Raw genomic sequence first — 22,260 nt, forward strand, 5'->3', positions numbered from 1 at the left:
TGCCGTACCGGGCCCTTAAAGGTCCACGAAAGAATGATGCGTTCACAAGGCGGTGGCGTTGACGGAAACGGCGCGGCCATCACACCGCCGAAGCAGTTCAGTTGGGGGTTGCGACATGGGCGTTCCGGTGCCTCATGCGCCGCCCCTCCAGCAGGTTGCAGAACCTGTGGGTCGGCTCAGCGCGGTGAACGGACATGTCCAAGACGGCTGTCACTGCGTGATCACACCGGCCACATCGTGATCATTCCAACCGGTCGGTGGAGCCGTAACAGACTCAGGGCTTCGGGATGAAGGCGGGGTCGATGCCCATCCCGTCGATGCCCTCGCGCACGGCACGATCGAACCGCTTGACCTCTGCTACGAGAACCACCCAAGCCACGGGTGGGGTCCAGAAGTCCGGCGTGAAGACGGAACCGACCCGCCAGCCCTCATCGGAGTGGACGATGCGGATCATCCCCTCCTGGGCCTGCATCGAATCAAGCGCGAAGTCCTCATGACCGGCAGCCGGGCTCTACCGGCTTCATTCGCAGTGCGTCGGGCTTCAGCCCGGTGGTGAAGCGAATCTATAGCCCGCTCTGACCTTGGCCGTGGGCATGGAGCTGCACTGTTGGCCCGCGCCCACGACGGTGGTCACGCCGGGCGGTTCTGCTGCTCGATGTACTGCTTCACGATCGACAGCGGGCGCCTCCGACCGAGCCGGTGAAGTAGGAGCCGGACCAGAGTCGCTGTGCCCGCCAGTAATGCTGTACGAGGTCGGTGAATTCCTGCCGAAGCCGTCGGGAGCTGACGCCCTTGAGGGAGTTGACCAGCTTCGACAGGGTGACCTTCGGGGGGAAGCTCACCAGCAGATGTACGTGGTTGGCCTCGCCGTTGAACTCCTTCAGCTCGACCTCGAAGTCCTCGCAGACGGCCCGCATGATTTCTTCACACCGGATCAGGTGTCGGTCGGAGAAGACCATGTGACGGTACTTCGTCACAAAAACCAAGTGCGCATGCAGCACGAACGCGCAGTGCCGACCAGTTCTGATGGTGACATATTCAGCCATAAACCAAGTATGTATGGTTATCGTTATGCAGCTCAGGTACGGCTTCCGCCTGTACCCGAACGGTCCTCAGCGCGCAGCGCTGGCACGGACGTTCGGGTGCGCACGGGTGGTCTTCAACGACGCGCTTCGTGTTCGTGAGGACGCCCGCGTCGGTGGCCGTTCGTCACCTCCGCCGAGCTGGGCAAGCGGCTCACCGCCGCGAAGAAGACCCCCGAGCGGGCATGGCTCGCAGAGGTCTCCTCGGTCGTATTGCCACAGTCGCTGCGGGACCTGGACACCGCCTATCGGAACTTTTTCGATGCTTTGAAGGGCAAGCGCCCCAAGATGGGGGCGCCCCGTTTCAAGAGCCGAAAGGACACCCGGCAGGCCGTACGGTTCACCGCCAATGCCCGCTGGTCGATCACGATCGGTGGTGACCTGCGCTTGCCGAAGATCGGCGATGTGGGTGAAGTGGTCCCGAGTGCTGCCCTCCACACCGTCCAAGGTGACGGTGATCAAGGACAGCGCGGGACGGTTCTTCGCGTCGTTCGTCGTAGAGACCGACCCGTCCGAAGTACTGCCTGCCACGACCCCCGAGGCCGGAATTGACCTGGGACTCGGGCACTTCGCCGTCCTCTCGGACGGCACGAAGATCGACAGCCCCCGTTTCCTGCGCCGGGCCGAGAAGCGCCTCAAGCGCACGCAGCAGTCCCTGAGCCGTAAGACAAAGGGATCGAAGAACAGGGAGAAGGCCCGGCACAAGGTCGCCCGTGCTCACGCACGGGTCGCCGACGCACGGCGCGAGTTCCACCACCAGCTCTCCACCAAGCTGATCCGCGAAAACCAAGCCATCGCGGTGGAAGACCTGGCGGTCAAGGGACTCGCCCGCACACGCCTGGCCAAGTCCGTGCACGACGCCGGATGGTCGACGTTCACGGCCATGCTCGAATACAAAGCCGCACGGTACGGGCGCACCTTCGTGCGCCTCGGCCGGTTCGAGCCGACCTCTCAGGTCTGCTCGGCCTGCGGGATCAAGGACGGACCCAAACCCTTGCACGTCCGCGTGTGGACGTGCAAAGAGTGCAGGACCGTACTGGACCGGGACATCAACGCGGCGGTCAACGTCGCAAAGGCGGCCGGACTGGCCGTGACAGCCCGTGGAGCGCAGGTAAGACCGGTACCCGTACCGGCACAGCGCGTTGAAGCAGGAACCCACCGAGACGGTCAGACGACCGTGGTAGGAATCCCCGCCCTTTAGGGCGGCGGAGCGGAAGTCAATCATCAGGGCTCTGCGGACAACAGACTGCTGTTCCCTTCACCTTCAAGGCTGAGCCACGTCATCCCGTGACGCCCGGGAAGCAACGTCGTTAAAGCAATGCGTTCCCATGATCCGGGCCCCGGGAAGTCCTCGCACAGTCTTCCCGGGGTTCGCGGTCGGCCGCCCTGGTACATGGACCAGGATCTGCGGCCGGCTGACTGGGCGGGCAGTCGTGCGGAGCGGCCACGTGGGCGCGCCGACCGGGTTTCGAGTACGTCCCCGGTACGGGCAGGATGCCGGCGCAGGTGCCGGCACCCGGGACACGCTCCAAGGTGTCGGCGCCCGCTCGTCCGGCCGTGGAGGCCTGGCCGTCCCCGCGTGTCGGCCGAACCATCACGGGGGCGTGACTGCGTTTTCTGGCCGAAGCCGTCGAAGCGCTGCCCTGGTCAGGGCAGCGCTTCAGCATGGCGCTCATGGGGCGAGGGCTCAGTTGCTGACTTCCGCCGATCGGAGCCCGCTTCTCGCTTCACCGAGGCTCACTGGTCCCTCAGCTTCGCGGCCCAGGCAGCGCTGCTCCTCAATCATTCAGTTGGCAGCAGGTGGAGGAGGGTGTCCGGGAGCGAAACAGGGCCTGCCTGGAGGAGGTTTCCCAAGGGGTTCGGTTCGACGCCTGTGCCGCGGGCCGCTGCGTGGTGCACTCGCGTCTGCGCCTGCACGGGGCAGGCGGACAGCATCATGCCGGCCGACGCGGCAAGAACCGCGGTCGCAATCATCTTTTTCATGGCTTGATCAACGAGGCTTGAGGCGATCGGTTCGCCAGACGAAGATCACGGCACGAACTCCTCACCCATTGAGACGGTGCGCAGGCGGATGCGCGGTGCGAGCTCCGCAGGGGCGGGGTTCTCAGCGGGGACCCGGGGTGCCGTGCCCGCGTCGTCCGCCCTGATGGCCCTCGAGCGGCCCGTCGCCCGACTGGCCGCTCCCGTTATGCAACGCTCTGGCGTCGGGACTGTTGCATTAGATTCCCAATCGTTGCAACGATTTCCCTGCATCACCCTGCGAATAAAGGGATTTGAGGCAACAAGGAAGTTGCCCGCTAGGTGAATGCAACGTAGCGTTTCCGGTGTCAGAAACGGCGGGCCGCAGGAGCCCGCACCTGAAGACCGAGGAGTCTCGCCATGCCGAAGTTCGCCACCCCCGCCCCCGTGACCGCCCACCTCGACATCCCCGCCGGACGCATCCAGCTCATCGCCGCCGACCGCGCCGACACCACCGTCGAGATCCTGCCCGCCGACCCCTCCAAGGGCCGCGACGTGAAGGCCGCCGAGCGGATCGACGTCAGCTACGACGCCGGCGTCCTGCGCATCACCGCCCGCGAGCCCGCACACCGCGTCCTCGGCAACCCCGGATCCGTCGAGGTCACCGTCCAACTCCCCGCCGGCTCCCACCTCCACGCCACCGCCGCCCTCGCCGAACTCCGCGGCGTCGGACGCCTCGGCCACGTCACCCTCGACGCCGCACAGGCCACCGTCAAACTCGACGAGACCGACGAAGCCCGCCTCACCCTCAAGGCCGGCGACATCACCCTCGGCCGCCTGGCCGGCCCCGCCGACATCAGCACCCAGAAAGGCGACCTGACCGTCACCGAGGCCCACCGCGGCACCCTCACCCTGCGCACCCAGCACGGCCGGATCTGCGTCGGCGCCGCCCGCGGCACCTCCGCCACCCTCGACGCAGGCACCGCCTACGGCCGCATCCACAACGCACTCGCCAACACCGACGGCGCCACCGCCGGCCTCACCATCCACGCGTCCACCGGCTACGGCGACATCGACGCCCGCAGCCTGTGAGGGAGCGCCGCATGACCAAGCCCGTCCTGTGCGCAACCAGGTCCCACAGCCCCGAACGGTCGAGGTTCGGGCCGCGCGTGCCGGGACGGGGCTAAGGGCCGCCCCAGGCCCCCCGATCGGTGACCCGGCCCCCACTCCCGTCACGGGCGGTCCTGCACAAGGTCAGCAGGGTGACGCGGTCAGCAACACTGTGTCGCCCGCCGCGGGTGGCCAGGTCACAACGTTGCGATGGTTCAGGTTCAGGCGCGCCGGTCCGGTTTCAGCGCGGTGGTCGCTGTGGAGGTGTTGTTGCCCGAGCCTTCGCGAGGAAGCCGACCAGTGCACCGCCCTCCCCAGCGGCGCTCTTCCCCCAGCGGAGGCCGGCGGCTGACGACGCCCGGAACGACATCAAGGACACGCCGCCGCCGTTCCTGCGTGATGAGGGCAGGCCCGCTTCGTAGCATGAGCCGATGATCACGTCCGATGAGCAGGGCCCCCAGCGGCGCGGGCGGCGAAAGACGGGGCGCCACCGCCACCGGCTCAGGCTCACCCTCGGCCTGGTCGGGATCGGCGTGATCGCTGCAGGGTTCGTCTTCCGCGACGGCTTTTCGCAGCCGGCCCCCCTCGGCTTTGCCGGCACTCCACCGCCGACGGCCCGGAGCACGGCCTCCCCGGTCCCGGCGGCGGCGCCTCCGGCACCGCGTCCCACCGGCGACGTGCGGATCGCCGCCGTGGGGGACGTCGTGATGGGCACGCTGCCCGACGATCTGCCGCCGGACGACGGCGCCTCGTTCTTCGACCCGGTCGAGGACCTGCTCGCCGGCGATGTGGTGCTGGGGAACCTGGAGGGCACCCTCACCACCGGCGGGACCAGCAAGTGCGACGGCGACAGCCCGCATTGCTTCGCCTTCAACGCCCCGCCGTCCTACGGCCGCTGGTTCAAGAAGGCCGGCTTCACCGTGATGAACCTGGCCAACAACCACATCGACGACTTCGGGGCGGAAGGGCGGCGCCAGACGTTCGCCGCGCTGCGCGCCGCGGACCTGCCGTTCACCGGCCGGGCGGGACAGATCACCCTCCAGCGGGTGCACGGCCTCCGCGTCGCGGTGCTCGGGTTCGCCCCCGATGAGGGGTCCGCCGACCTCACGGACATCCCCGCCGCGAAGCGGCTGACCGCCCGCGCCGCGGCGATGGCGGACCTCGTCGTCGTCACCATGCACGCCGGCGCCGAGGGCGCGGACCACACCCATGTCGAGCCGGGCACCGAGTACTTCCTCGGCGAGGACCGCGGCGACGCCCACCGCTTCAGCCGCGCGGTGATCGACGCCGGCGCCGACCTCGTGGTGGGCAGCGGCCCGCACGTCATGCGCGGGATGGAGTTCTACAAGGGCCGGCTGATCGCCTACAGCCTGGGCAACTTCGCCGGCTACAAGGTGTTCGGCCTCGACGGCATCCTCTCCACCAGCGGCGTCCTGCAGGTCACCCTCCACGCCGACGGCACCTACGCCTCCGGACGCCTGCATCCGACCGAACTCGTGCCGCCGGGCACGCCGGAGCCGGGCGGCGACGCGATCGACCTCGTCGCCGGCCTGTCGGAGGAGGACTTCGGCCCGCACGCCGCCCGTATCGCCGACGACGGAACGATCCGGCGCCCCTAGCCCGCGCACCTGTCGGGGTGCCGGTCCAAGAGCGCCCGGTCCAGGAGCGCGCCCGGTTCCACTCTCCCATTTAGATTGTGCACAATTTAATTGTGTGCTTTGATTCGGGTCGGGGCACCCCGGACCTTCCCCAGCAGGGAGGACGGACGCGCGCCGGAGAGCGAGCGATCCCTTCGCCCTCCCCCGCGCCTGTCCCAGGTGCTCGACGCGCCCGCCGCCGACCGCGGTGCGGCGCTCCCGACTCACAGGAACCGGAACACGCCATGAACTCCCCCAAGAGGCTGCTCGCGCTGTCCGCACTGGCGACCGCGGCGGTCGTCGCCGGCACCGCCCCGACCGTCGCGACGGCGGCGCCGCGGCACGAGGACGAGCCGGCCAGGCCGACCGTCGTGCTGGTGCACGGTGCCTTCGCCGACGGGTCGAGCTGGAACAAGGTGACCCGGCGCCTCCAGGCCGCGGGCTACCGGGTCGTCGTCCCCGCCAACCCGCTGCGCGGCCTCGAGAGCGACTCCGCCTACCTCTCGAACGTGCTCAAGAACGTGCCCGGCCCCGTCGTCCTGGTCGGCCACTCCTACGGCGGCGAGGTCATCACCGACGCGGCCGCCGAAAACCCGCAGGTCAAGGCACTCGTCTACATCGCCGCCATCGCCCCGGAGAAGGGCGAGAGCGCCAACGACATCCTGGGGGCCTATCCCGGCAGCGAGCTGCCCGGCGCCCTCAACCCCCTGCCCTACCCCCGCCCCGGCGGCAGCACCGGCACCGACCTGTACGTCAAGCCCGACAAGTTCCGCGCCGTCTTCGCCGCGGACGTCCCCCCCGCCGAGGCCCGCGCGATGGCCGCGGCGCAGCGCCCCATCGACGCCTCCGCGCTCGACGCCCGCAGCGAGCACGCCGCCTGGCACACCCTGCCCTCCTGGTACGCCGTCGCCCGCAACGACCGTACGATCCCTCCCGCCGCCGAGCGCCACATGGCCGAGCGGGCCGGGGCGCACATCACCGAGGTCGACTCCTCCCACGCCATGGCCGTCTCCCACCCCGGCGCCGTCACCCGCGTGATCGAGCAGGCCGCCCGGGCGACCGCCTCGCCGTGACGACACCTCGCCTCCCGGCGCGGGCCTTGAGGATCGGCCGCCGGCTCACCGGCTCCAGTACTGGGCGAGGGCTCCCTCCCGGTACGGGGCCGGGCTGACGCTGAGTTCGCCGGCGAACGGGCGGTCCAGGACGAAGACCAGGAGCAGGCTGAAGCCGACCAGTCCCGCGACCGAGGCGACGAACAGGAGCTGGACCCGCAGTTTGCGCATGCCGTAGAGGAACGTGAGCGGGACCAGGACGAGTGCACCGCCGAAGGCCAGGACCTGCAGCAGCGGGGGGAGTTCCTGTCCGGCCATGGTCAGCCGGGCGCGGCGCTGGGAGGCGACGTCGTTGAGGTGGCTGACGGCCTCCTCGTAGAAGACCTCCTCGCGGCCGCTCTTCGGGTCGAAGGACTGCAGCACCTCGAAGGCGGCCCGCAGGTGGCTCTCGGTGGCCCCGTAGCTCGGGTGGCCCGCGCGCATCCGGGGCCACTGGTCCTGGACGACCGCGTGGACGTAGCCGCTCAGGCTGGCGTCGAGGCGGGCGTGTACCGGTGCCGGGAAGGCCGCGGCATCGCGGGCGATGAGGGCCGCGTCGGTGGCCTCGGACGCGACGATGGTCTGGGTGTCCTCCATCTGCGTCCACAGGGTGACGATGACGAACGCGAGGATGATGCCGTAGATCGCGCCGAACATACCCAGCGTCACCCCGACCATGTCGTTGTGCTCGCCGCGGGCGACCGAGGGATAGCGGCGGCGCAGCAGCACACTGCCGGTGACGGCCACCAGGACGGTCCCGCCGACGGCGACGACGGCGAGGGTGAAGGTGCTGAAATGGTTGAGCAGCCACAGCGACGACATGGGCGCGGAGTCTAGGGCGCGGCGAGGCGCCCTTCGCGCCGGTGCGGGCGCGTGAGCGATGCGGGGGCGGGGAGTTCGGGCGGGCGGTGCACACCATCGAGTGAGCGGCGTTCCCGCCTCGGCCCCCAGCACCGACGTGTGTGCCGTGCGCGGCGGCACGGTCGTCGCTGCCGTGCCGCCGCGTGTCCACCCACCTCCACCACCGTTGCGGGTACCCGCGGGCAGGCGGCTCACCCCGGGCCGCCGCCGAGCCGTGCGGACCATGGCCGGCCCGGCCGTCCGGGCAGCCACCGGGCAGGCCGTTGGAGCAGGCCGTCGCGCCGGTGCGGTTTCGGCCTCAGGTCTGTGCGGGCGGTGCCCAGGGCTTCGCCGCGGGACGCGGGGCCTCGAAGGCGCTGCGGAGGGTCTCCTTCAGGGACTTGGGCGGTGCTTCCTTCTCCTGGGTGGAGTGCATGAGCCGGGCGACGCTCACGCGTAGGTGGCACTCGCGGTGCCGCTGGCGCACGAGCACCACCCATGTGCCGTCCCGGGTGAGCAGGGCGTGCCGGGCCGGTTCGTCGCCCGGCCGGACGTGCCGGGCGAGTACGCCGGGCGTGTGGTTGCGGGCCGCGTCCTCGGCGGCCGCGACGGCCTGTGCTTCGTCCCCGTCGATGGGGTGGGTGCCCACCAGCATCCAGCGGTGCAGCTTCAGTTCCGAGCCGTCGACGTGCTCGGTCACCCGGGTGTCCTCCTCGATGAGGACGTACCACTGTGCGGTCATGCCGGTGCTTGCCTGTCTGTTCAGGGCCTGGTGAGGGGCCTGGCGAGGTCACACGAGCATGCGGTCCGGGCACCGGCGAGGACGCCCTTCGGCCGGCTGGGACGTCGTGCCTGTCGTGCTGTTCGTTCCCGAATCCTGCCATGTGGATCTTGAACGGCGGGTGCCGGGGCCGCGCCCGCGCACGCCGCGCCGTGGTGGCCGCCGGCGGGGGGTGGCCGGGTGGCCCGCGAGGGGGACCATCGGGCCCTGCCCGCCGGCACCGCTGGTCACCGACCCTGAAGACGGCACCTTCGCATCGGCCGGGAGAAGGCGATCGCCATGATGTGGTACGGCGGCTGGGGGCCGGGCGGCTGGTTCCTCCTGCTCGTGACCATGCTGCTGTTCTGGGCTCTCGTGGTCGCGGCGGGCGTGGCCCTCGTGCGCCGGCTGTCCGCTCCCCCGCGCGGCCGGCAGGCCGCGCCGCCTTGGGGGGCCGGTGATCCGCGATGGGGCGGCCGGCGGGCGCAAGAGCTGCTCGCCGAGCGGTTGGCGCGCGGGCAGATCGACGAGGAGGAGTACGAACGCCGTCTCGCGCTGCTGCGGGAACACCGGTGACGGCCCCGCGCGCCGCGGCCAGGGGCGCGGCAGGAGGCGGGGGGCGGCGGGTGACCGCAGGCGGGTTCACTCGTTTGCCGGATTGCCGGGCCCCACCTCCTAGGTCGCGGAAGGCAGCCGCCTGATGGTCTCGTCCTTGCTCCGCCGCTTGCCCAAGGTCTCCCCCCGCGGCCTGCTCCACGCCGAGCAGCGGCTCGCCGAGCGGTACGCCGATCTGGTGCGGCTGGCGTATCTGGTACTGCCCCCGGCCCTGGGCAGACACCGGCGGGTCCTGCTCGCCCACGCGCTGGTGCAGCGGACCCTGCACGCCGCGGCGCCCGGCGTCCCCGCGCCCCGCGCGGCCCGGGACGACGCCCCGCCCATGTTCCGGTCGCCGTATGTGCCGGTGCTGCGCGAGGTCCTGGCCGTCTCCCGGCGGCCGCCGGTCTGGCCCGGCCGCGTCCCGCCGCCGGGGATGCTGCTGCCCCGGCTGCCCGTGGTGTGGGGGCTGCGGCTGTCGCCCCGCGCGGGCGGGGCCGACGAACTCGCCCTGAGCCGGGCGCTGTCGGAGCTGTCGGCGACCGCGCGGGCCGCCTTCATCCTGCTGCGGGTGGAACGGCTGACCGAGGCGGAGACACGCGGGGTCCTGGAGGCGGCCGGGTGCGGCGGCGTCGAGGCCGAACTGCGCGCGGCACTCGATCTCGACGCCGTCCTCGACTCCAGCGCCGCCGGGATCCTCACGTCCGAGGAGTTCGACCCGTGCACGGTGCGGGCCCGGCCGAGCGATCTGCTGCGCCGGCGCCGTCGCGTGCACCTGGCGGGAATCGCCGTACTGGTGGCGCTGATCACCGTGGTGACGCTGGTGGTCAGTGACGGTGTCCCCACCGTGCCCGCGGGGGCCGGGGCGCACCGTGCGTCCCGGCCCGCGCCGGCCGTCGACGACGTGGTCCGGGTGGCTTCCGGGGCGTGGGCCGCCACCTCCCGGGTGGACTTCACGGCCTGGCCCGCGCGCGGCCGGCGCGTGAAGGACCGGGCGCTGCTGCGCCGGGCGCTGACGGCGTGGGCCGGGGACGCGGACGCCACGCGGATCAGCCGGAGTGCCGGCACCGCGGCGGGGCCGCCCCTTGACGCACCGCACCTGCTGTACGCCGGGCCGGTCGGCGGCAGCACGGTGGTGCTGCTGTACGACGGTCAACGCCTCGCGCGCTACCGGGAAGCGGCCTTGGGAGCTGCCCGGTCCCTGGTGCTGGCCCGGGTGGACGACGCGGACGTGACGACGGCCGCCGCCGTCGCCCTGGACGCGTCCGGGGAGACGGTGCGCTACCTGCTCGCGCCCTGGGTGGCCGAGTCGCGGACCCGCGACCTGATGCGTCCCGACACCCCGGCCCGCCCGCTCGCCGTGGACGGCGACGGGCTGACCGCGCCGGTCCCGGGGTTCGGCGCGGGCCTCGGCTGCGGCAGCCGTACCGTGCTCCAGCTGCGCTCGTCCTCGCGGATCGCCGAACACCATGCCTTCCTGCTGGCCGGGCTCGGCGAACTCACCGCCGTGCACCTGACCTACACGCCCCTGCCGGGGCACGGGGCACCGGCGCGGCAGCCGCGGGAGGCCACCGGCCCGGCCGCCCTGCTCGCCTGGGCCCGGACGGGCTGCCCCGTCGGCCCGCCGCGCGGGTCGGGGGTGAAGGCGGTCAACGCCTGGGACTTCGCCGAGCAGGACCTGCCCGACGGGGCCGGACACGGCGTGTGGACGTGCGCGCGGGCCGACACCTGGCGCGGTCCCGGCGAGGTGACGGTGGCCCTGCGCACGGGCGGGGCGGGCGCCGGCGGACAGGCCCGGATCGTGGCCAGGGCGCGGGCGACCGGCGCCTGCGGCAGGTTCGGTCAGCACGTCGTCGTCCACACGAACTGGCGGTCCCCGAAGGGTGCCTGGTACGTACTCGCGGCGGGCAGCCGCGCCGTGAAGGGGCTGATCGTCACCGGTGACGTCACTGCCGGCGCCGACGGCGCCACCCTCGCGGTGCGCGCTCCGGCCCGGGCCCGCACCACGGTGCGGGCCCGGCTGGCCGCGGGCCTGCGGCCCGTCGACCTGTCGGCGGCCGTCGTGGCGCTGCGGTCAGGGGGTGCCTACAGGCAATCGGTCCAGCCCCCGCTCGGGTGAGTGCGCAATCCTCCGAGCGCGTCAGGATCGTCCCGGCGGGCGCTTTCGGTGCTGGCTCCCGGGGAGGCCCAGCGGCTGCCCGTGCCGCTCGGCGAGGAGGAGACGCTGCGGGTGGAGCACGCCTGTGCGCCCAGGTCCGTGACGGACATGGAGTCGGAGCTGCCCGGTTTCCGGGTCACCACTGAGGACTGGCAGTCGCTGGTGCACCGCGCCCTGACCGCCGGCATTCCCGCGCCGCGCATCGCGCAGCGCGCCGGTCCGGGCCCGCTGGACGTCGTCCAGGCCGTCGGCGACGGACCCTGGGCCTCACACCTGTCCCCGCCTGGGGCGCCGGCCCTCGCGGGTCCCGGGCCGGTCATCCGGGGTCGGTGCAGCCGAACAGGCCGGCGTGGCCCGGCGGCAGCTGGGTGAGCAGACGGCGCAGCAGTGCGTCGTCCGCGGCCCTGGCGAGGGTGGGCAGGACTGCGTCGATCTCGCGTCTGGCCTCGGCGAGGCCGGCGTTGCTGCGGTCGGCGACGGCCTCGACGAAGGAGGCGGGGGTCAGCGGTTCGCTGGCCGGCTCGGCCGCGGTCAGCAAGGACGCGCACCCCTCGGGCAGGAGGGCGGCCAGGTCCGTGCGGTCGTCGCCCACCAGGTGGGCGCCGAGGACCTCCAGCACGTTCTGCACGGCTCTGGCTCCCTGTCGGGGCCGGTCGTAGCCCGCGCGTTCGGTGACCTCGGTGAGGAAGGTGCCCAGACTCCAGTCCATGACAGCTCCTAGTCGTCGCATCTCTTCTCGGCGGTGGCCCGTGCACGTGCCGTGCGGTGACCCGCCGTCCGCCCGGAGCCCCGGGTGGTGCGCGGCGGGTGGGGGCGTCAGACGGGCGCGGTGGCGTGCACCAGGCGGTGGACGTGGGCGACGCTGCCGCACCGTGCCGCCAGCAGGTCGGCCTTCGTCCTGGCGTAGCCGGCGCCGAGTTCCTCCCGGCACGGCCGACTGAGGTGCTGGCGCACCCGGTTGACGAGGGTGCGCTCCTGCTCGTCGGTGTGGCGGCCGGTGGCGCAGGCCAGTTGCCGCAGCCTCCACTCCCCCTCCGCGGAAGCGAGCTCGCGCACCCGCAGGAGCGCGAAGAGGACCTTGACGGCTTCCTGGTGTGCGGTCTCGATGTGTTCGACGGTGTCGTCGTCCTCGAAGCAGGTGAGGAGGACCGGGTGCACCGAGGCCCGCTCGGCCTCACCGTGCGCGATCATCAGATGCGCGAAGTCGTGGAGCGCGGCGGAGCGGTCGGCCTCGGTGCTGCGCATCAGGCGCAGGAGGTCCTCCATCGTGCGGTGGTCCTCGAGGATCAACTCGACGACATCCTGGGCGGGGTTCATGGATGCGCCTCCCTACGTGAGTGGGTTTCACCTCCGCTACCCGCACCATCATCACAAATTCCCTACTTTGCCCCTTTTGCCCAGTCTTCGCAGGTCACCAGGGTCGCCGGGCGGGGGCCGGCCCGCAGCGGCGCGGCCCCCGCCCCGCGTCGGGGCACCGGTCCGTCAAGTCGCGGGGACGGGCGCCCGCGTGGGGCCGGGCCGGGTGCGGCAGGAGCGTGTCGTCCGCGGAGCGTCGCGGGGGAAGTGCATACGGTGATCCGGCGGGGGCACACGGTGTCGCGGAGCGTGTATCCGCTCCGTCCGACCGGAGTGCCGCCATTTCACAGGTGTGCGCTCGGCGCAGGTCGCGGGACCGGTGTGACGGCCCGCCGCACGAGAGGGGTTGCTGCTGTGCTGCTGCCGGCGGAGAAGGAACTGCGCGCGGTGCTGGCCCGCTTCGCCGAGGCCCGCTTCCGTCATGACCTGCAGCCCACCGGCCGCTCCAGCCGGGAACTGGAGGAGACCTCCGCCCGGTTGTGCGCCATGACGTCCACGGGGTCGGTGGACCAGGCCCTCGCCGCCGCCGACGTCCTTCTGGAACAGCTGCGGACGCAGCGCCGCACGGCCGCCGCGGCGGGCCGGGCCCTGGCCGCCTGAACCACCGGCAGTGCGGTCACGGCAGGGGAAAGCCCCGGCCGGTGGACCGGCCGGGGCTTTCCGCCACACGCTGTGATCGTGAAGGGCGGTCGCCTGCGCGGCGAAAGGCACTGCGGGGCTTCAGCCGAACGATCGTCCCCGCAGGCAGGGGTTGAGGCCCGGGGACACTGTCCCCTTCACCATCACGCCCTGTCCAACCGCATCCGCCCGCCGGACATTCCCGCGGCACCCGGCACCCGGCACCGCTCGCCGGCGGCCCGCTCGCCGTGTGGGCCGCGCTATCCGCGGGGGCCGCTGATCCGGTCCGGCTCGATCACGTAGATGACACGGACCTGGTCGCGGCCGCCGAACCACGGGTACGGGCCGCCGAGATACCTCCGGGACAGCGACTCGATGTGCTCGACCGCGCCCTGCGTCCGTACCTCGGTCACCCGGCCGCGGATCTGGACGTACGACGCCGGATCCGCGGGATCCGCGACGGCCACCGCGACACGGGGATCACGGGCGATGTTCCGGGTCTTCTGATGGCTCTCCACGCTGTTGATGAGCACATGACGCCCGTCGGTGTCCACCCACGTCTGGGTGAGCTGGGGGGAGCCGTCCGGCATGAGGGTGGCGAGGTAACAGGTGGCCGGACGGCGCAGCAGCGCCACCAATTCCTCGCCGAGCAGGACAGGCACCCGTTCCTCCGTTGCGCGATCACCGAAGCAGGCCGCCACGGTAGCCCGCGGACGGCGGCCGCGGACGTGTGCCGCGCGCGCTGGGGTCTTCGGTCCTGCCGGGGCGGGGCGCCCGGCGGTCAGCCGCCGGGGCGGAAGCGGAGCGCGGACCAGGTGTCGTCGATGGCGATCTGCCGCACGGGGCGTACGCCGTGCGCGGAGAGCGCGGCGGCCAGGATGTCGCGGTTGAGGTCCGTGCCGAGCTTTCCGCCCTTGGGGTAGGCCACCCAGGCGAGGACGTCGCGGCGCGCCGCGTCGAGCACCGCCCGGGCATCCGCCCCGAGCAGGTCACCGGAGGCGGTCACGAAGACGAGCACCGCGTCGGCCGACGCCGCGTCGCCCGCGGCCACCCCGCCCGCGGCTTCGACCTCCAGGGGGACGTCGTCGGGCTTGCCCAGGACGGCGACGCTCTGACCGGGCTTGATCTGCAGTTTGCTCATGACGGACACCCCCTGATGCTGTCATCCGGGATACGGCTCCGCCCACCGCGGGGCTCATGCCCGCGGGCCTGCCGCCTCCTCCCTTTTTTTGGGGGGAGCCGTGGTGCGCCCCGGCCGGGGTCGGCGGGAGGCGTGCGCCGGCTGCCGGACCTCTGTGCCGCACGCGGCTCAAGGTGCCGCGGGCGGCCGTCCTGCGGCTGTGGCGGCCGTGCCGTTTCCTACACTCGCGGGATGAACTCCTACACGTGCACCCACTGCGGCACCGTCGGTCTGATGGAGGGTTTCATCGAGGACGCCGGCGAGCACTCACGCGGGTACGCGCGCTGGATCGAGGGCGCATTGGAGCGGGGGATCTTCGGGGGCGCCAAGCGGTTGGGCCGGCCCCGGCGGCAGATAGAGGCCTACCGCTGCCCCAAGTGCGGGCACCTCGAACTGTTCGCCACCGGCGAGGTGTAGCCGCACGCTCGCCGCTGTGCGGCGGGCGTGCGGCACGGAGGTCGGCGGGCCGGCCCCGCTTGTCACGGCGAGGCGTGGTGCGGGGGCAGGTCGGCGATGGTGCCGGTGCGGGCCGTCGTCACGCGGAACTGCGTGCGGGTTCCGGTGAGTTGCAGGACGCGCTGCGGCTGGGCCTGCAAGCCGGACAGGACGAGGAGTCCGCCCTGGGTGTCGGTGTGCCGGTGCAGGCCCTGCAGGAGGCCCAGGCCGCTGGCGTCCAGGAACGGCACTCCCGCGAGGTCCAGGCAGAGGGTGCGGTTGCGGATGCGCACCGCGTCGGTCACCCGGGTGACCCGCGGGCAGGTGTCGAAGTCCAGTTCGCCCGTCACCGTGACCACGGTGCGCTCGAGAAGGTCGCTGACGTGCACGTCGAAAGACGGCATGGGGAAACCACCGTTCGGGATCCAAGCCCATCACGGTCGGCTCCCACTGCCGGAAGTTGGCCGTCAAGCGCGCGGCATGCGGTGCCGCATCACAGCCGAGCGAGACCACCCGCACCATCCACCGGCCACCCGGTCCCTTTGTCACCGCACGGTGGCGCGGGGTCTCCCACCAGACCAGGCTGGTTCTCCTCCGAGCGTGTCACATCGGGGCAACCGGCACCAGAGCTCCCGTGGCGGTGGGGGCGGCGGGCGGGTGATTGGGTTGCCTGTGGGCGGTTTGCGCCGATGCCGCGCCTGTCCTGCGCTTGCGAGGGAGGGTGCCGGGTCTGCGCGAGGTCGCCGTCCCGGGCGTGGTCGGCGGCGGGCGCCGTCCTGAACGGCTGTTCCGTACCCTGGCGGCATGCGCATGCGCCCCACGTTGAGCTGGACCCCTGCGGACAACTGGCCGCCGGGCACCACGGACGTGGGGCCGGTCGCCGATGCGCTGCGCGCGGGCGGGGTGCTGGTGCTCAGCGGGGCGGGCATCTCCACGGAGTCGGGCATCCCCGACTACCGGGGCGAGGGCGGCAGCCTGAGCCGGCACACCCCGATGACCTACCAGGACTTCCTCGCCGGCGCTCAGGCCCGACGCCGGTACTGGGCGCGCAGCCACCTCGGCCGGCGCACCTTCGGCCGGGCCCGCCCCAACGCGGGCCACCGGGCGGTGGCCGCGTTCGCGCGGCACGGCCTGCTGGCGGGGGTGATCACCCAGAACGTCGACGGCCTGCACCAGGCGGCGGGCAGCGAGGGCGTCGTGGAACTCCACGGAAGCCTCGACCGGGTGGTCTGTCTGTCCTGTGGTGCCTTCAGCCCGCGCCATGAACTCGCCCGGCGCCTGGAGGCAGCCAATCCCGGTTTCGATCCGGTGGCCTCCGGCATCAACCCCGACGGTGACGCCGACCTCACCGACGCGCAGGTCGGCGACTTCCGGGTGCTGCCCTGCACGGTCTGCGGCGGCATCCTCAAACCGGACGTGGTGTTCTTCGGGGAAGCCGTTCCCCCGCAGCGGGTCGAGCACTGCCGCGCGCTGGTGCGGGAAGCGGCCTCGCTGCTGGTCCTGGGGTCCTCGCTGACGGTGATGTCCGGGCTGCGGTTCGTCCGTCAGGCCGCCGAGGCCGGCAAGCCCGTACTGATCGTCAACCGGGATCCGACCCGCGGCGACCGGCACGCCCTCACCCGCGTCGCGCTTCCCCTGGGCGGGGCCCTGACCGCCGTGGCCGGCCGGCTGGAGATCCCCTTCGACGGCCCGAGCGCGGCCTGATACGCCCGGAGGAAAGATCCGGGCCGCGCGGGAGGCGATACGGCCGTGGTTCGGGGGTAGCCGCTGATCCGGCCGGTGAAGGGAGACGCGGCGCATGGCTGTGGAGGCGAACTCCGCCAGGATCACGGGGAAGGTCCAGGGCAGGGACATCGTCCTGGACGGGCCCCTGTCCAAGGACGAGATCCGGGACAGGGTGTGGTGGTGGCGGATGGCCCGCCCCCGGACGTCCAAGGAGCAGGAGGACTGTCGGCACGAGTACGACGGCTCCCGGCGGGACGTGATCGCCACCCTGGGCGGGTACTACGAGGTTCCCGGCGACCCGCGCGCGCCCGAGGCCGCCGAGTTGACGGAGATGCTGTACGCGGAGCTCAACCCGGACGGTTGAGCCGGTTCGCGCGGTGGTGGGCGCGGCCCGGCCGGTGCTCGCGCCCCTCTCCTCGCGGTGGAGCGGGCGCGTGGCGTCATGCGGCCGCGCCGGGCCCCACGGGCCACGGGGTGGCTCAGTACGCGGAGTTGACGTTGTCGATGGAACCGTAGCGGTGCGCGGCGTAGTTGGCGGCCGCGGTGATGTTCGCCACCGGGTCGGTGGAGGTGTGGGCGGTGCCGTCGACGTGGTAGGCGTTGAAGGTGGGGTCGATCACCTGCAGCAGGCCCTTGGACGGGGTGCCGTTCTTCGCGTTGACGTCGTAGTTGTTCTGGGCGTTGGGGTTGCCGCTGGACTCACGCATGATGTTGCGGTGCAGGCCCTCGTAGCTGCCGGGGATGCCCTTCTTCTTCATGATGGCCAGCGACTGCTTGATCCAGCCGTCGAGGTTGTTGCCGGCGGCAGCGGGGTCGGCGTGACCGTCGCGCGCGGGGGCGGCGGCGCTGTGCGCGGCCTTCGGCGCCTCGGCGGCGTGCGCGGAAGCCGGCACCAGGGTGAGGGCGGCGGCAGCGGCACCGGTCGTGGCGAGGCCGGTCACGGCGAGGCGGGCAAGACGGCGGGAAGCGGTGATCGCGGTCAAGGGACTCTCCTGTGGGACGTCGTCGAGGCGCCGGCCGGATATCCGGTCGCGGCCTGCAGGGCGTCGGGGCGAGCCCTGCTGCACGCTCCAGCGGGCACGTCCGGCGATCAACGCCCGGTCGGCCAGCGGCTTGCGGCAACGACCAACATGGTTAGCGACCCGCGGAAGCCCACGCAAGAATGTGACGTACTACCCACTTTCGGAGAAACATCCTAAATCGGGCATCGAGTGGCTTTTCTTCCTGTTCGCGGCGGTGCGGACCTACGGCCCCGGATAGGACGTGACATGGCTCCTATGGGGCTCATCACCCCTGCGCCGGTGAATCCGGCCCCGCTGCGGCCCCCGCGCCCCTCCCGCGAGGGGCGCGAGCGGGGCCGGGTGCGTCACGGTCCGCGTACGGAGGGTCGCCTAGCGGGCACCGGCGGTGGGGGCGGGGGCCGGACCGGCTGGACCGGAGCGCACCACGGCGGTGGTCGGTCTCTCGCCGGCGTCAGGACTGAAGGTGCCGGCGGTCCCCCATCACCACCACGGGGTGCCGTGCCGGGTCCAGGGTGCGCAGGAGGGTCTTCATGCCGGGCTCGGGGACGGTGACGCATGCCGACGTGCCGTCGCCGTGGTCCATGTGGAGCCAGATCCCGCCGCCCTTGTCCACGCCGTCGGGGCGGTTCCAGTCGAACGGCGGTGCGCCCTTGAGCCGGTTGTAGTCGATGGCGATGACGTAGTCGAAGTCATGGGCGTGGGCGGGTTCCGGGTTCAGCATGGTGGCGTAGGCGTTGTCGTCGTACCAGTACCTCAGCCGGCTGCCGGGGTCGGTGAGCGTGCCGCCCGCGTCGGTGAGGGTGAACACGCCGACGGGGCTGTGCTCGTCGTCGATGCGGTGGTCGGTCGTCCAGCCCAGTCTGCCGTTGTGCGCGGGCCAGCTCTGCGTCCGGTACCAGGTCGAGCCCTGCTTCTCGTACAGCACGGCGAGGCTGTCGGGGGAATCGGGGCCTTCGCCGTAGACGACCACGGCCTGCCCGGTGCCGGGGGGCAGCTGACGGGACATCCGGTCGCCGACACCCGGAAGGCGGAGGCCCACCGCCTGGCCGGGGCGGGCCGACGCGGCGCCGGGCGCGCCGCCGGAGACCTTCCGCTGGGCACCCTGGCCGCACGCCGTGGCGGTCAGCAGGACGCCGCACGCGAGGGCGGCGCATATGGCGTGCCGTGCACCGCCGCGCCGCACCGGCCGACGAGGGGAGGGGGTCACCGTGAATATCCGCATGGTCCAGATCCTGTGACGCGGCGTACGGCCCCCGCATCCGGACGCGGCATCCGGCGCAACCGCCCCTTGAAAGGGGCGGCGCCGGCCCGGTCCCGGTCCGCCTTCCGCGCCAAGTCCCCGTCCCCGCCGCGCTGCTGGGGCTGCCGGCCGCACGACGGCCCGCCGCCTGCTCCCGCGGCGCCGCCTCACGCGCCCGGCCCCCGCGTGGGGGCCACGAGCTGGGGGGCCTCGCCGGATCCCCCGCTCAGGCTCGCTCCAGGGCCCGCTGCAGTTCGTCGACCACGACGGTGGGGGTGCCGGTGCCCTGGACCAGTGCCGGCACGTGTTCGGCGACGCGGTGCAGGTCCAGGCCGAGGGTGTGCGCGACGTCCCGCAGCACCGCTGCGGCCCGCTCGACGGGCAGGTGCCCGGGCACCGCCACGGCGCCCTCCGCCATGCAGATCCGCGAGCGCACCGCCACCTCGTGGCGGAGCTGCTCGAGCTCCGCCCGGAGCAGGACGCCGTCGTCCCCGAGCGCCTGGTCCACCGCGCACAGCGGTTCCCCCGGGGCCTGCCCGAGCCGGTAGAACCGCATGTGATCACCTCAGGGAGTAGCGGAACAATGGCGCTGCTACCCAGGCATCCGCGCCGCAAAGCTCTGCGGGGCCGCCACCGGGCGATCGTCCCCCGCGGGCGGGGCCCGGGGCGCTCGGCCTGGACCGAGGAGGGGGTCGTATGACGTGGACGGAGCACGTGCGGCGGGCGGCCGGTGAGGTCGTCGCCGGGTTTCCGGCCGACAGCGGGATCTACGCGGTGACGTTCCGGATCGACAGTGTCGAGCAGGACCCGCGGTTTCCGTACGTGGCGGTCGGCTACACCACCGAGGCCGACGCGGCCGCCGCGGCGGGGGCGGCGTCGGACGCGTGGGAGGCGCGCTGGAGTTACGCGTTCTTCCCGCGGACGGGACTCGAAGGGGTCGAAAGCGTCGGGCGGGACGCGGACGGTGCCGCCTGGCACCGGCGGGAGGCCGAGGCGCGGGGGCTGTGTACGAGGACGACGGCGAGCCGGGGGATCGCGACGAGCGGCTGGCCGCGTGGTTCTGCCAGGTGTGCGTCGCGGCGGCCCGGCATCTGCACGAGGACGGTGTCATCGTCCGGGCGCTGGGCCGGCCGGTCCCGGTGATCCTGTACGACATGTTCGACCCGGACGCGATGTTCGCGCTGACCGCCTGCGCCAATCCGGCGGAACTGGTCGCCGAGTTCATGGCGCAGGACCCGGGCGGGGAGGGTACGGCGCTCGCCGGGCCGGGCGGGTGAGGCGCGCGCCGGGCGTCGCACCGGCGGCGAGGGGCGGCGCCCGGGGGTGGGTCCCCCGGGTGCCGCCCCGGTGTGGTGCCGGGTGTCAGCCGACGCCGACCGCGGTCCAGGCCGCGGCGACCGTCTTGGCTTCGGCGCTGTCCGCGCCGTACAGGTCCGTCGCCGCCTTCAGGGTGCCTTCGCGGGCCGCCTTGTAGTCGGTCTTGGACGTGAAGTACGTGGTCAGCGCCTTGTACCAGACCTGCAGGGCCTTGTCGCGGCCGATGCCGGTGACCTTGGAGCCGTCCTTGGTGGGCGAGTCGTAGCTGACGTCGTTGATCTTCTTCGCGCCGCTGCCCTCGGCGAGGAGGTAGAAGAAGTGGTTGGCGACGCCGGAGGAGTAGTGGACGTCCTTGTCGCCGACGTCCGCGGACCAGTAGTCGGCGGAGCCGCCGTCCTTGCTGGGCTTGTCCATGTAACGCAGCGGGCTGCCGTCGCCGTTGATGTCGATCTTCTCGCCGATGAGGTAGTCGCCGACGTCGGTGGAGTTGTTCGCGTAGAACTCCACGCCGGTGCCGAAGATGTCGCTGGTGGCCTCGTTCAGGCCGCCGGACTCGCCGGAGTACTCCAGGCCCGCGGTGTGGGAGGTGACGCCGTGGCTCATCTCGTGGCCGGCGACGTCGAGGGAGGTGAGGGGGGCGGCGTCCTTGGTGCCGTCGCCGTAGGTCATGCAGAAGCAGCTGTCGTCCCAGAAGGCGTTGACGTAGGCGTTGCCGTAGTGGACGCGGGAGTAGGCGCCGACGCCGTCGTTCTTGATGCCGCTGCGGTTGAAGGTCTTCTTGTAGAAGTCCCAGGTCTCCTGGGCGCCGTAGGCGGCGTCCGCGGCGGCGGTGGCCGCGTTGGAGACCTTTCCGTCGCCCCAGGTGTCGCTGTCCTGGGAGAACAGCTTGCCGGTGCCGTCGGAGCCGTGGTCGAGGTTGTAGGTCTTGTGGCCGCCGCGGGTGCCGTCGGTGAGGGTGTACGACGATCCGGCCTGGGTGCTGGTCAGGTCGACCTTGCCGCTGTACTGGGTGTTGCCGACGCCGGTCTCGATGCCCTGGTACTGGAAGAGCTTCTCGCCGGTGGCGGCGTCGGTGATGACGTGCAGCTGGTTCGGGGTGCCGTCGTCCTGGAGGCCGCCGACGACCGTCTCGTAGGCGAGGACGGGCGTGCCGGAGCCGGCCCAGATCACCTTGCGCGCGCCGTTGGCGGAGGACGTGGCGGAGCCGAGGGTCTTGGCGGCGGTGACCGCCTGCTTCTCGGCGTGGGCGGCGGAGATCCGCGGCGTGAGCGAGGCGGGCTTGATGGCGGAGGTGGTCGCTCTGGTGACGCCCTCGGTCTTGCCGGACTTGGCCGTGTGGACGACCAGGTCGCCGCCGAGCACGGGCAGGCCCGCGTAGGTGCGCTCGTAGCGGGTGTGGGTCGTGCCGTCGGTGTCCCTGACGACGTCCTTGACGACCAGCTTCTCCTTGGCCCCGAGGCCTATGCGCTGCGCGGTGCCGGCGGCGCCGGCCTGCGCCTTGTGGATCAGTGTGGTGCGGGCGGCGGCCGACAGGGTGGTCGGGGCCGCGGCGAGCGGCTTCGCGGCCGCGGGTTCCGCCGGGATCTGGGCGGAGGCACTGGTGGCCAGGCCCGTGGAGAGCAGGGCTCCGGCCGCCACCGCGGTGGCGATGGCCAAAGTGGTGCGCTGGTGACGCACGTTGAGGAGGCTCACGAACAAAGGCTCCTTGTTGTGGGGGGAACGCCGCCCGGCCGGGGTGGGGCCGGCCCAGACGGACATGGGATGGATCGTGCTCGTACAGCGGGTGGACAGAGACTGACACTTATGACGTGTACATGTCACTACCTGCCGGGTGATGTTGGTCGAGAATCGGCCGACCGGCGCCGGCGGGGGAAAACGGCAGGCGGGAGCAGCGGCGCGCATGTGTGCGTGCGGCCGCGGGTGCCGCGGATCGCGGGGCGCCGCGACGGGCGGGGGGCTGCGGGTGACCGCGGGCGGGTGCGGCGGTCAGCGCCTCAGCGGGCGGGGGCGGACCGCCGCCGTAGCGCTGGCCTAGCTGTAGCCGCAGTTGCGGTGCCGCGGGGTCCGCGGCACTCACCTCGCGGCGGGCGGGGGTGCCGGGTGCGGGTGTGAGGAACCGTGGGCCCGGCGGCGGTC

At 72.3% G+C, this 22,260-nt stretch carries 23 protein-coding genes and 2 pseudogenes; 12 read left to right on the forward strand and 13 right to left on the reverse strand.

Annotated features, from left to right (window positions below):
* Window positions 1-274: 274 nt before the first annotated feature.
* Window positions 275-454 (reverse strand): hypothetical protein, encoded by a 180-nt coding sequence (locus BLW57_RS00590; RefSeq protein ID WP_176985385.1) that lies wholly within the window; start codon window positions 452-454, stop codon window positions 275-277.
* A 176-nt stretch (window positions 455-630) separates the two neighbouring features.
* Window positions 631-1,046 (reverse strand): annotated as a pseudogene (gene tnpA, locus BLW57_RS00595) (IS200/IS605 family transposase).
* A gap of 25 nt (window positions 1,047-1,071) precedes the next feature.
* Here tnpA and BLW57_RS00600 point away from each other — a divergent pair.
* The 4 genes and pseudogenes from BLW57_RS00600 to BLW57_RS00620 all read left to right on the forward strand — a co-directional run bounded on the left by BLW57_RS00600 (window position 1,072) and on the right by BLW57_RS00620 (window position 6,861).
* Window positions 1,072-2,283 (forward strand): annotated as a pseudogene (locus BLW57_RS00600) (RNA-guided endonuclease InsQ/TnpB family protein).
* A 1,178-nt stretch (window positions 2,284-3,461) separates the two neighbouring features.
* Complete coding sequence (locus BLW57_RS00610) at window positions 3,462-4,133, forward strand: DUF4097 family beta strand repeat-containing protein (RefSeq protein ID WP_093471352.1); 672 nt, start codon at window positions 3,462-3,464, stop codon at window positions 4,131-4,133.
* A gap of 449 nt (window positions 4,134-4,582) precedes the next feature.
* The gene (locus BLW57_RS00615; RefSeq protein WP_093471353.1) at window positions 4,583-5,770 is read left to right on the forward strand and encodes a CapA family protein; all 1,188 of its coding nucleotides are present in this window, start codon (window positions 4,583-4,585) and stop codon (window positions 5,768-5,770) included.
* A 263-nt stretch (window positions 5,771-6,033) separates the two neighbouring features.
* Window positions 6,034-6,861: an alpha/beta fold hydrolase gene (locus tag BLW57_RS00620; RefSeq protein ID WP_093471355.1), complete on the forward strand. Its 828-nt coding sequence runs from the start codon at window positions 6,034-6,036 to the stop codon at window positions 6,859-6,861.
* 45 nt (window positions 6,862-6,906) lie between these two features.
* On the opposite strand, the gene BLW57_RS00625 is transcribed toward BLW57_RS00620, so the two are convergent.
* Both BLW57_RS00625 and BLW57_RS00630 read right to left on the reverse strand, forming a co-directional pair.
* Window positions 6,907-7,701, reverse strand: a complete 795-nt coding sequence (locus tag BLW57_RS00625) for a bestrophin-like domain (RefSeq protein ID WP_093471356.1) — start codon at window positions 7,699-7,701, stop codon at window positions 6,907-6,909.
* A gap of 337 nt (window positions 7,702-8,038) precedes the next feature.
* Complete coding sequence (locus tag BLW57_RS00630; protein WP_093471358.1) at window positions 8,039-8,461, reverse strand: hypothetical protein; 423 nt, start codon at window positions 8,459-8,461, stop codon at window positions 8,039-8,041.
* 318 nt (window positions 8,462-8,779) lie between these two features.
* On the opposite strand from BLW57_RS00630, the gene BLW57_RS00635 reads away from it, so the two are divergent.
* From BLW57_RS00635 to BLW57_RS41905, 3 genes are all read left to right on the forward strand, one after another.
* Complete coding sequence (locus BLW57_RS00635) at window positions 8,780-9,055, forward strand: SHOCT domain-containing protein (RefSeq protein ID WP_093471359.1); 276 nt, start codon at window positions 8,780-8,782, stop codon at window positions 9,053-9,055.
* Window positions 9,056-9,179: 124 nt separating this feature from the next.
* Window positions 9,180-11,192, forward strand: coding sequence for a hypothetical protein (locus tag BLW57_RS41110; RefSeq protein WP_093471361.1), 2,013 nt, complete (start codon window positions 9,180-9,182; stop codon window positions 11,190-11,192).
* Between the two features lie 111 nt (window positions 11,193-11,303).
* Window positions 11,304-11,603, forward strand: coding sequence for a DUF6003 family protein (locus BLW57_RS41905; protein ID WP_256339777.1), 300 nt, complete (start codon window positions 11,304-11,306; stop codon window positions 11,601-11,603).
* Here BLW57_RS41905 and BLW57_RS00650 read toward each other — a convergent pair.
* Window positions 11,548-11,940: a DUF2267 domain-containing protein gene (locus tag BLW57_RS00650; RefSeq protein WP_256339311.1), complete on the reverse strand. Its 393-nt coding sequence runs from the start codon at window positions 11,938-11,940 to the stop codon at window positions 11,548-11,550. The genes BLW57_RS41905 and BLW57_RS00650 overlap by 56 nt on opposite strands.
* A 107-nt stretch (window positions 11,941-12,047) precedes the next feature.
* On the reverse strand, window positions 12,048-12,548 hold the full coding sequence (locus BLW57_RS00655) for a hemerythrin domain-containing protein (protein WP_093471365.1): 501 nt from the start codon (window positions 12,546-12,548) through the stop codon (window positions 12,048-12,050).
* A gap of 393 nt (window positions 12,549-12,941) precedes the next feature.
* On the opposite strand from BLW57_RS00655, the gene BLW57_RS00660 reads away from it, so the two are divergent.
* Complete coding sequence (locus BLW57_RS00660; protein WP_093471367.1) at window positions 12,942-13,187, forward strand: DUF5133 domain-containing protein; 246 nt, start codon at window positions 12,942-12,944, stop codon at window positions 13,185-13,187.
* 278 nt (window positions 13,188-13,465) lie between these two features.
* Here BLW57_RS00660 and BLW57_RS00665 read toward each other — a convergent pair whose 3' ends face one another.
* Window positions 13,466-13,867, reverse strand: coding sequence for a PPOX class F420-dependent oxidoreductase (locus tag BLW57_RS00665; RefSeq protein WP_093471368.1), 402 nt, complete (start codon window positions 13,865-13,867; stop codon window positions 13,466-13,468).
* A gap of 119 nt (window positions 13,868-13,986) precedes the next feature.
* Complete coding sequence (locus BLW57_RS00670; RefSeq protein WP_143051554.1) at window positions 13,987-14,346, reverse strand: hypothetical protein; 360 nt, start codon at window positions 14,344-14,346, stop codon at window positions 13,987-13,989.
* Between the two features lie 231 nt (window positions 14,347-14,577).
* Here BLW57_RS00670 and BLW57_RS00675 point away from each other — a divergent pair, with 231 nt between their 5' ends.
* The gene (locus BLW57_RS00675) at window positions 14,578-14,802 is read left to right on the forward strand and encodes a hypothetical protein (protein WP_093471371.1); all 225 of its coding nucleotides are present in this window, start codon (window positions 14,578-14,580) and stop codon (window positions 14,800-14,802) included.
* A gap of 62 nt (window positions 14,803-14,864) precedes the next feature.
* Here the strand turns inward: BLW57_RS00675 and BLW57_RS00680 are convergent, their stop codons facing one another.
* Entirely contained in the window at window positions 14,865-15,224 is a 360-nt protein-coding gene (locus BLW57_RS00680; RefSeq protein ID WP_093471373.1) for an STAS domain-containing protein, read from the reverse strand.
* A gap of 400 nt (window positions 15,225-15,624) precedes the next feature.
* Between BLW57_RS00680 and BLW57_RS00685 the strand changes: the two genes are divergently transcribed.
* The gene (locus tag BLW57_RS00685) at window positions 15,625-16,524 is read left to right on the forward strand and encodes an NAD-dependent protein deacetylase (RefSeq protein WP_176985387.1); all 900 of its coding nucleotides are present in this window, start codon (window positions 15,625-15,627) and stop codon (window positions 16,522-16,524) included.
* A 94-nt stretch (window positions 16,525-16,618) separates the two neighbouring features.
* The gene (locus tag BLW57_RS00690; protein WP_093471375.1) at window positions 16,619-16,909 is read left to right on the forward strand and encodes a hypothetical protein; all 291 of its coding nucleotides are present in this window, start codon (window positions 16,619-16,621) and stop codon (window positions 16,907-16,909) included.
* A gap of 115 nt (window positions 16,910-17,024) precedes the next feature.
* Here BLW57_RS00690 and BLW57_RS42930 read toward each other — a convergent pair whose 3' ends face one another.
* From BLW57_RS42930 to BLW57_RS00705, 3 genes are all read right to left on the reverse strand, one after another.
* Entirely contained in the window at window positions 17,025-17,528 is a 504-nt protein-coding gene (locus BLW57_RS42930; protein WP_093471377.1) for a transglycosylase SLT domain-containing protein, read from the reverse strand.
* Window positions 17,529-18,018: 490 nt separating this feature from the next.
* Complete coding sequence (locus BLW57_RS00700) at window positions 18,019-18,789, reverse strand: L,D-transpeptidase family protein (RefSeq protein ID WP_093471378.1); 771 nt, start codon at window positions 18,787-18,789, stop codon at window positions 18,019-18,021.
* Between the two features lie 244 nt (window positions 18,790-19,033).
* Window positions 19,034-19,363: an ANTAR domain-containing protein gene (locus tag BLW57_RS00705; RefSeq protein ID WP_093471380.1), complete on the reverse strand. Its 330-nt coding sequence runs from the start codon at window positions 19,361-19,363 to the stop codon at window positions 19,034-19,036.
* Between the two features lie 448 nt (window positions 19,364-19,811).
* Here BLW57_RS00705 and BLW57_RS41915 point away from each other — a divergent pair, with 448 nt between their 5' ends.
* Entirely contained in the window at window positions 19,812-20,084 is a 273-nt protein-coding gene (locus BLW57_RS41915) for a hypothetical protein (protein WP_256339312.1), read from the forward strand.
* Between the two features lie 85 nt (window positions 20,085-20,169).
* On the opposite strand, the gene BLW57_RS00715 is transcribed toward BLW57_RS41915, so the two are convergent.
* Window positions 20,170-21,816, reverse strand: coding sequence for a M4 family metallopeptidase (locus BLW57_RS00715; RefSeq protein WP_176985388.1), 1,647 nt, complete (start codon window positions 21,814-21,816; stop codon window positions 20,170-20,172).
* Window positions 21,817-22,260: the final 444 nt, after the last annotated feature.

It is taken from the genome of Streptomyces sp. 1222.5, assembly GCF_900105245.1.
GTDB classification, from domain to species: Bacteria; Actinomycetota; Actinomycetes; order Streptomycetales; family Streptomycetaceae; genus Streptomyces; species Streptomyces albidocamelliae.

Coding starts and splice junctions, on each gene's coding strand:
- BLW57_RS00620 (WP_093471355.1), top strand. CDS start 6,034: ATGAACTCCCCCAAGAGGCTGCTCGCGCTGTCCGCACTGGCGACCGCG.
- BLW57_RS00655 (WP_093471365.1), bottom strand. CDS start 12,548: ATGAACCCCGCCCAGGATGTCGTCGAGTTGATCCTCGAGGACCACCGC.
- BLW57_RS00625 (WP_093471356.1), bottom strand. CDS start 7,701: ATGTCGTCGCTGTGGCTGCTCAACCATTTCAGCACCTTCACCCTCGCC.
- BLW57_RS00685 (WP_176985387.1), top strand. CDS start 15,625: ATGCGCATGCGCCCCACGTTGAGCTGGACCCCTGCGGACAACTGGCCG.
- BLW57_RS00610 (WP_093471352.1), top strand. CDS start 3,462: ATGCCGAAGTTCGCCACCCCCGCCCCCGTGACCGCCCACCTCGACATC.
- BLW57_RS00590 (WP_176985385.1), bottom strand. CDS start 454: ATGATCCGCATCGTCCACTCCGATGAGGGCTGGCGGGTCGGTTCCGTC.
- BLW57_RS00705 (WP_093471380.1), bottom strand. CDS start 19,363: ATGCGGTTCTACCGGCTCGGGCAGGCCCCGGGGGAACCGCTGTGCGCG.
- BLW57_RS00690 (WP_093471375.1), top strand. CDS start 16,619: ATGGCTGTGGAGGCGAACTCCGCCAGGATCACGGGGAAGGTCCAGGGC.
- BLW57_RS41110 (WP_093471361.1), top strand. CDS start 9,180: ATGGTCTCGTCCTTGCTCCGCCGCTTGCCCAAGGTCTCCCCCCGCGGC.
- BLW57_RS00700 (WP_093471378.1), bottom strand. CDS start 18,789: ATGCGGATATTCACGGTGACCCCCTCCCCTCGTCGGCCGGTGCGGCGC.
- BLW57_RS00615 (WP_093471353.1), top strand. CDS start 4,583: ATGATCACGTCCGATGAGCAGGGCCCCCAGCGGCGCGGGCGGCGAAAG.
- BLW57_RS00630 (WP_093471358.1), bottom strand. CDS start 8,461: ATGACCGCACAGTGGTACGTCCTCATCGAGGAGGACACCCGGGTGACC.
- BLW57_RS00680 (WP_093471373.1), bottom strand. CDS start 15,224: ATGCCGTCTTTCGACGTGCACGTCAGCGACCTTCTCGAGCGCACCGTG.
- BLW57_RS00675 (WP_093471371.1), top strand. CDS start 14,578: ATGAACTCCTACACGTGCACCCACTGCGGCACCGTCGGTCTGATGGAG.
- BLW57_RS00635 (WP_093471359.1), top strand. CDS start 8,780: ATGATGTGGTACGGCGGCTGGGGGCCGGGCGGCTGGTTCCTCCTGCTC.
- BLW57_RS00650 (WP_256339311.1), bottom strand. CDS start 11,940: ATGGACTGGAGTCTGGGCACCTTCCTCACCGAGGTCACCGAACGCGCG.
- BLW57_RS00670 (WP_143051554.1), bottom strand. CDS start 14,346: ATGAGCAAACTGCAGATCAAGCCCGGTCAGAGCGTCGCCGTCCTGGGC.